This is a genomic window from Paenibacillus luteus, from assembly GCF_006542765.1.
GTDB classification, from domain to species: domain Bacteria; phylum Bacillota; class Bacilli; order Paenibacillales; family Paenibacillaceae; genus Pristimantibacillus; species Pristimantibacillus luteus.
Map to the genome: position 1 here is coordinate 32,983 of NZ_SKCD01000040.1, position 6,565 is coordinate 39,547.

Genomic DNA, 6,565 nt, shown 5'->3' on the forward strand with positions numbered 1-6,565 from the left:
CTATCGGAATGACTTGTCGGTCAGTTACCAATTGGGATTGGAATAAACTTAACATTCACAGGGCTGTTTTTATTAATCCATCGGGTCCATTGATTATTGTCTAATGTGCCTTCTTCAACTGGCATATTTCCTCGATCTAAGCCTCTACTATTTTCGTCTCCTCCCTTACACTGATCTTAGCAAAGCCAACCATTAAGGAACAATATCCATTTTTTAACCTGCTTACAATTTTTAATAAAAGACAAAAGTTTTGGAAAATCGAATTGAGTACGGCTAGCCAATAAGTACTTTTTTCCAATTTCTACTCTTTTCGACCTTTTACATGTGCTGTTACGACGACAATCCTAACGATGGTCATTTAAAACTTCACGTGCGCCTTGAATTTGTTATCAAGAAGGTGGTAATAGACCAAAAATAAAAATGACGCTGCTAGGATACTCTCCTTAGCACCGCCATTTTTTTGTTTTTCCGAATTGTTTATTTAACGTTCTGTGCCGTCAATTGAGTAAAGCCTCTTGTAGGATAGTTATTTAAACTTGAAAACATTTTGAACAACGGTAAGATCCCACTGCTCAATGGTTGTGGTGTCATCAAGAGTCCAAGTTTGAACTGCTACTTTAACTTGAAATTCAGAAGGTTTCCCTTCTTCCACTTTCCAAATATCTACAGGCGCAATTCCATAGCTCTTAACACCAACCGTCTGCGTTTTCTGATCCCAAGTGACATCTGCACCAAGTGCTTTGGAAACAAAACTGATTGGTACCATGACGCGATTGTTAATCATTCGTGGTGCTACATCCGCTGCTACTGTTTTACCATTGACAACAATTTTATTGCTTCGCTTGCGTAAGCTACGCCGAAAACCAAGCTCACTGACAGAAAAGTACACAATGCAGTGAGCAATACCTTTTTTTCATAATAAAAATCTCCTCTCAGTATAACCATATCCCAACTCATTTCCACACCCTACCGACACAATATTTTAAAAAAAGTTACTATTTCCCCCAAAAAATTTACGTTGAAAATGAAATACAGTTAAATTTACAGTTGGCCACCCTAACAGTCTATATCTTTATTTTCTGAGTCAGATCCTTTATTTTCTTTTGACAGCTGCAGCTGTTACCATACTCTTGGTGTGCAGTCTGAAGTAAGGCACGCGCGGTCATGAAACGAGCACATAACGAGCAATAGCCTCTGGAATAACTGTTTTTTTCTTATATTACCAACTTTTCCTAGATAGCGTCAAAAGCTTGTTCGCATGCTTTTTTCAATTTTTGAATACATTTATGTATTCGCTTAACAGGAGGACTCAAGTCATGTCACAACTCGGGCAATCGTTTATGAGAGGTACTTTGATTTTGTCTGTTGCTGCTTTCATCAATCGTATTCTCGGCTTTATCAGCGGTATGTATATTGCTCGCGTACTAGGCGCAGAGGGAATCGGCATCTTGATGATGGCGCATCCACTTGTCCCGCTCGTCATTACGATTACTGAGCTTGGATTACCGGTGGCAATTTCAAAGTTGGTCGCAGAAGCCCAGGCTCGTGGCGAAAGGATGAAAGTGAGGCGCATTCTGTATGTCTCGCTCGCTGTCACTGGCGTCTTGAGCGTAACTCTCACGACCATATCGTTACTTGGATCAGAGTGGATCGCGTCTATTCTGTTAAGTGACCAGCGGGCTTATTACGCCATGCTAGCGATTACGCCGATCGCACCGATTATCGCAGTCTCAGCCGTATTAAAGGGGTATTTTCGGGGCATGCAGCAGATGAAGACCATTGCTGCTTCTGATGTGCTGGAGCATACGATTCAAATCGCTAGTGTGCTAGCGTTGGTACACCTATTGCTGCCTTACGGAATTGCTTATGCAGCTGCTGGTGCTATGGCTGCCTCGGTAGTCAGCGAAGCAATAAGCCTCTTATTTCTGATGACAAGCTACAAGCTATATGGTGAATCCAAGGTATCGGGCGAGACTTGGGCGAGCCATCTGAAACATGGAAAAAGCACACTCCGCGAGCTTCTGCAAATCGGACTCCCAACGACTGGTCATGGTGTCATTCATTCGTTATACAATGCCTTCCAGCCTCTTCTTATTACAACCAGCTTGGGCCTGTACGGCATCGGCACAGCTTTAGCCACGAAGCAATTCGGTCTGCTGGCCGGCTATGTGTTTCCGCTATTGTTCATGCCAAGCTTTATCACGCAATCCTTATCGACTGCTCTTATTCCCGCGATTGGTGAGGCCTCGGTGAACAAGAATAGTCTGCTTATACATGAGAGGATGAATCAGGCTATGGTATTAGGACTTCTAATCGGTGCGCCAGCTACAGTTATCCTGTACGAATGGGCAACTCCACTAACGACACTAGTCTATAATGCGCCTGAAGCAGGACTACTTTTAAAAATACTTGCCCCGATGTTTTTTCTGCATTATTTCGATGCCCCACTTCATGCGATCCTACTTGGTCTCGGCCGCGCGAATGCTGCATTATGGAATTACGTAATAACGACTGTATTCAAGGGTGTCTCGGTCTTTGTGTTAGGCAGTCAATTAGGAATCATTGGCGTTGCATTGGGCATCGGAATTGGCATATTAGTGCAAACAATTTTGAACTTTTTTTCTATCTCGAGTTCGATCGGATTTTATGGGAGTATTCGTCCTTATATCAAGGTTGGGATCTGCATGATGCTAATGGCAATATGTGGGCACTTGATCTATAACCATTTAGCCAGCCATGGTATGCCGCAGTTATGGTGCGTATCCATTTCAATCGTCTGTTCGTTGTTTATTTATTTCGCTGCTCTATTCGTGACCGGTACGTTGAATTGGAAAAGCACACGTCATAGATTTTCAATTCCATGGTAAGAAAAAAGCAGTCATGTAAACACCACCCTTGCCGCCGCCTCGTTGCGGCTCGTTACAGGCCAAGCACAAAAAAGAGCCGCTCATCTAAGCGGCTCCACCTAGTCTAGCGTGGTGAAGTGGAGTGCTGCCTATCGCGCTAGTGCTCGTGTTTCTAGCTATTATGATTGGAACAACACTTCCCGAGGAAAGTTCTCCTGCTCAACTGGTGTCCACACCGCCGACGGATGAACAGATTCTACAGCTCATAAACGATACTTCTCCCAGCTTAAATCCGGAAATCATATATAAGGAACAACTTGATGATCATCAAATGCTTATTTTTACAAGTATTGTCCAATCTGAAGAGTCCGTCATGACATGGGAAGCAGGATTGCTAGATTGGACTGAGGACAGCATGTCTTAGTCCGTTCAGGGACACTTGGAGGTCCCATTGCTCTCTGAGCTCGACTACGGAACTTTAGCTGTCGAGGGAATAAATGAGGCATTTAATTATTCGTTTATTCCCTTCAACAAAGAAGCGCCTTCCTTGCTCGTATTTGGCGCCTCAATAGATCCCGATGTCGATGCCATTTGGATGACTGACCCTTCAAAGAGTGTGTATACCGCCAAATTGATCCGCCAAGCACATGGCGCCTATACGCTCTGGTTCATGCCGCTGCCAAGCATCAGACGAATCATCCTATCAGCTGCATGCGGCAGATTCGGCATCTGCAATTGGGCCGATCAATTTTGAGGACCATGAAATACCGCTGTACAGAAAGCTGGACATGTCTACGTTCAGACCCGAGGATATCCATATCCCTTTACAGTTAGCCGAAGATCCATCCGATGAAAATCCGATAGGTGAGCTGCTTCATACGTGGGCAACCGAAACATCTTATGGGATTTCAATTAGAGCGGAATATCAATTAAAGGATGGTAAAACTCAGTTTTGGATCTCACAGTCAAGTGGAGAGCATCCGAATCCTGGGGAGATTTTGAATAACTTAAAATCCAACTTCCCAGCTGAAACTCTTACGGAGACCACCATCAACGGCCATAAAGCGCTAATTGAGCAAAATGAAATACGCGGGCAAATCTTTATCGTAACCGAGCATTACTTTTATTCCGTGGCTTCTACTTATTCCATCGATATGGAAATCTTATTGTCTGCCGCTAAACAAATTAAGCTGCATTAGCAGCGCTAGGCAAGCAGGGCGGGTTCTACGGTTAGCCTTCCGTTGAACCCGCCCTGCTTGCCTTTTTATGACCTAACCTGTCAGCAAGGTTCTGCCCGGCATCATTCAGCCGATTTATGATCTTTATACCATGGATTTAAATGAATAAGAACCTCTTCGACATTCGGAACTTCATCCATAATGACCTGTTTTATTTTTCGTGAAATGTCATGGCCCTCCTGCACACTAAGCTCCGCTGGAATGCCTACCCGCACATCTACAATCATATAGTGGCCATGCTCGCGCGCCCGAATGCGGTCAATTCGTTTCACTTCCGGAATGGATTGCACCAGCTGCATGATTTCCTCCATCCGGTCCTCGTCTATATTTTTCTCCATTAATACGTCAATGGAAGAGCGGCCCATATGGATCGCCAGTTTCAGGACGAAATAAGCGACAATGATTCCTGCTACGGGATCGCCGTATTTCAGAATTTGAATATTGTAATGGTCGCCAAGCATAGCGAGCGCAATCCCGATTACTGCTGCAAGCGACGCATATACATCAGCCAAATGGTCATAGGCCGTTGCGATTAAGCCGCTGCTGTTCGCTTTTTTGCCAATGCGCATCGTATAAATATACAGCCATTGCTTCCATACGAGCGAAATCGCTGCCGTCCCGAGAACAAGCAGTGTAGCCGTATGAGGCGGCTCCATGAGCGCCATAACCGAGTGGTACCCCATATAAACGGCAGCGAGCACCAAAATGATCGCAATGAACCCTGCACCGATAACCTCCGCTTTACCATGTCCATAGGGATGGTCTTTGTCCGGCGGCCGCTTGGAAATGACCATCGATATTAATGCTGCTGCGCTTGCAAACACGTCTCCCGCATTATGTACGCCATCTGCAATGAGCACCTGACTGTTAAATAGCAAACCCACAATAAGCTTTAGTGCCGTTAAAATAATGTTGCTGATTAGGCTAATCCATATCGCAAAAGCCGATTGTTTGTTTGTTGCTTCCATAAGTGTCGTTCGTCCTCCAGCACGGGTTGAATAATTTTATAATGAAGCCAGAATACTGCTATTCTGATCCATCTCTCACTTCAAAGGTACCGTGCCATTATACAAAACGAAATTCGTGTGGGTCTAGAGAAACAGTCTTGCCCCGCGTAAGAAGTCTTAATGCACGCCAATAGAGTTTGGGCAGACTAACTATGTTGCCCTTGTGAAAAAAAGCTCATAACCTGCTTTGCAACAACGTTTTCTCCAAAGCAAGCTACACACTCGCGCAGCAAAAACCGCCACTTGGCATCAGTGGCGGCCTTTGTTTCGCTGCTAGAAAAATAAAACTCCAACTCTTCACTTTAGATGAATGTAGTAAATGCGGAGAAGGCTTGGCTTCAATCGCTATTGTGACCTATCGGTGAAAAATCATGATGCTTTTAATTGAAACCACTCACAATATTTTATAAATAAAATATCCAATAAGCTGTTGTCAATCATCGCTAATGCCTGAGTCAAAGGGTACTTAAAAAACTCAATTAAATCAGTTTCTATGCCACGAAGCTTATTGATCAGTACATCATGCTCGAACTCTATAAAATACATGGCTTGTTTTTCATGTTCCGTAGGCTGTTTTTGCTTGTATATGCCAAAATAATCGTCTGACCAAATCCTTACCGAGCCATTCAAATATTCAGTCGTAGGAAGAGGATCATGGCCGAGCCAGACACCCTTCTTATTTGATACCGCATCGCTGACTTCTCTCCATTGCTCCAATCCGCAACAACAGCTAGGAAGGATTCTCTTATTGTTGCCTTCAAAAGCAATGCCACCGCTCATCGCCACTTTCTCTTGAACGATCAACTGTTGAACAACCTCATGAGGTTCTACATTTATATCTAAATGATTATAGCCACATAGCAGAGTAAGAAAAAGAACAACATCTTCCACACTTGAGTTTTTGGATAAATAGATGGTTTCTTTCCGTTCTGCTTCAGGCAGCCACAACGGTATTTCGTAATAGGGATCTATAATTACAGCCTGTACATGTGACATCGTCATCCCCCTTTTTGAACGCAGCTATGGGTGCAATTCTCGCCTAATTCCTATAAAATTCCCGCTATTCTCCACTTATAGAACCCCGGCCAAAGCGAGCATCACCTTGGCTTGGGGACCTTAGAAAACAAAGTATTAGACTGCCGTTGTTGAACTAACGTTCTTCGTTAGGGAGCTTACATTCCTATCCTTTGGCTTCAGAATGAGGTACAACTGAAACAAAATATTTTAAGTTCTTCCTTCTAAGTTGTTTTACGAAATAATCGTTGAGTCCATTACTGATGTTATATCAATGATAATTTTCTTTCCTAGATGAGTCTGGAAGAGTTTATCCCTCCACATTGAAGATACACTAGGACGTGTCTGAAAACTAAATGATTTTGTAGTATAATTTGAGAAAAACGATTGGAGCATCCACCATGATTCAAAGAAGGTATGAACTAAGTGATGAACAATGGGAACAAATTAAGGATATGTT

General features: G+C 43.5%; 7 protein-coding genes. 4 read left to right on the top strand and 3 right to left on the bottom strand.

The window, feature by feature from the left end:
• Positions 1–526 precede the first annotated feature (526 nt).
• A complete protein-coding gene (locus E0496_RS25630; RefSeq protein WP_161601573.1) occupies positions 527–889 on the bottom strand; it encodes a copper amine oxidase N-terminal domain-containing protein in 363 nt (120 codons plus the stop codon).
• Positions 890–1,316: 427 nt separating this feature from the next.
• On the opposite strand from E0496_RS25630, the gene spoVB reads away from it, so the two are divergent.
• The 4 genes from spoVB (at position 1,317) to E0496_RS25650 (ending at position 4,045) form a co-directional block, all read left to right on the top strand.
• Entirely contained in the window at positions 1,317–2,867 is a 1,551-nt protein-coding gene (gene spoVB / locus E0496_RS25635; RefSeq protein WP_141504594.1) for a stage V sporulation protein B, read from the top strand.
• A 160-nt stretch (positions 2,868–3,027) separates the two neighbouring features.
• The gene (locus E0496_RS25640) at positions 3,028–3,270 is read left to right on the top strand and encodes a hypothetical protein (RefSeq protein WP_206669861.1); all 243 of its coding nucleotides are present in this window, start codon (positions 3,028–3,030) and stop codon (positions 3,268–3,270) included.
• Between the two features lie 15 nt (positions 3,271–3,285).
• Complete coding sequence (locus tag E0496_RS25645; RefSeq protein WP_206669862.1) at positions 3,286–3,600, top strand: hypothetical protein; 315 nt, start codon at positions 3,286–3,288, stop codon at positions 3,598–3,600.
• A 34-nt stretch (positions 3,601–3,634) separates the two neighbouring features.
• A complete protein-coding gene (locus E0496_RS25650) occupies positions 3,635–4,045 on the top strand; it encodes a hypothetical protein (protein WP_141504597.1) in 411 nt (136 codons plus the stop codon).
• Between the two features lie 101 nt (positions 4,046–4,146).
• Here E0496_RS25650 and E0496_RS25655 read toward each other — a convergent pair whose 3' ends face one another.
• Positions 4,147–5,052 (bottom strand): cation diffusion facilitator family transporter, encoded by a 906-nt coding sequence (locus E0496_RS25655; RefSeq protein ID WP_141504598.1) that lies wholly within the window; start codon positions 5,050–5,052, stop codon positions 4,147–4,149.
• A 408-nt stretch (positions 5,053–5,460) separates the two neighbouring features.
• Positions 5,461–6,087: a hypothetical protein gene (locus E0496_RS25660; RefSeq protein ID WP_141504599.1), complete on the bottom strand. Its 627-nt coding sequence runs from the start codon at positions 6,085–6,087 to the stop codon at positions 5,461–5,463.
• Between the last annotated feature and the right edge of the window lie 478 nt (positions 6,088–6,565).